Raw genomic sequence first — 1140 nt, 5'->3', positions numbered from 1 at the left:
AACGCACCCCCGCCGAGGTCGCGCGCAGCATCCGCGACGGATTCATCTCGACTGACTTCGCCTCACAGCATTATCCGCAATACTCGGGCAAGGCCAACAAATGAATGCCAGGTTCGACACCGTTGTCATTGGCGGCGGCATCGTCGGAACGGCTGCCGCCTATTACCTCGCCAAGGCAGGAAAGCGCGTCGCGCTGGTCGAGAAGGGCCGTGTCAACGGTGAGCAGTCCAGCCGCAACTGGGGTGCCGTGCGCACTCAAGGGCGCGATCCCTGTGAAATACCGATGATGCTCGACTGTCTGGAGATCTGGCGAGGCATCGAGGCCGAACTGGGTGAAAGCGTAGACTGGCGCGAGCAGGGCCAGATGCGCATCATCTACGATCGCGCCATGCGGGAGCGCGCGGAAGCATTCATGCCGATCGCGCGTGAGTTCGGCCTGACGACCAGGATCCTCACACCCAACGACGTTGCGGAAGTGCTGCCGCACTACGACCCCCGCGACTGTCACGGCGCGCTGTTTACGCCGACCGACGGCAATGCCGAACCGGAGAAAGCAGCGCCTGCTTTTGCGCGGGGAGCCCTGCGGTGCGGCGCCACGCTCTTGGAACACACTGCCGCCTTGTCCATCGATCTGTGGAACCACGCAGTCTGCGGGGTGGAGACGGAACAGGGCCGGCTGGCATGCGAGGCCATTGTGCTTGCAGCTGGTGCCTGGACGGGACGGCTTCTGAAACCGCTCGGCATAAAGCATCCCTGCCTCTGGGTCCGGGGTACCGTAGGCCGGACCGGCGTGCTGCCGATCGAATTGCGCAAACTTGTGGTCTGGGGCAAATGCGCCTACCGCCAGCGTCCCGACGGGCGGGTCAACATTGCAGTGGCGGAGGACGGGTTCCACGACCTCATGCTCGACAGCCTTGTGCATGGCCTGAAATTCTTGCCCTTGGCGAAACGAAATTGGCGGAACCTAAGGTTCAGCCTAGGCAAACCGACAATGCGCAGCCTGATGGGTGAATTTGACGATTTCACCACCCATCGCACGCTTGATCCGCGGCCTGACTGGAAAGGGCTTGCAAAAGCCGCCGGCCGATTTGTCGAGGAATACCCGGGCCTCGGTTCGGTCCAATACGAGCGGGCCTGGGC

Annotated in this window: 1 protein-coding gene; it reads left to right on the top strand. The window is 62.8% G+C overall.

Annotated features, from left to right (window positions below; all coding sequences use genetic code 11):
* Positions 1 to 100 precede the first annotated feature (100 nt).
* Positions 101 to 1140 (top strand): FAD-binding oxidoreductase (locus EOA29_RS37300; RefSeq protein WP_145970083.1); only part of this gene is annotated, 1040 nt, incomplete at its 3' end.

It is taken from the genome of Mesorhizobium sp. M1E.F.Ca.ET.063.01.1.1 (assembly GCF_003998155.1).
Taxonomy (GTDB): domain Bacteria; phylum Pseudomonadota; class Alphaproteobacteria; order Rhizobiales; family Rhizobiaceae; genus Mesorhizobium.
The sequence above is the reverse complement of the archived record's forward strand: the minus strand, read 5'-3'. Positions and strand labels throughout refer to the sequence as shown.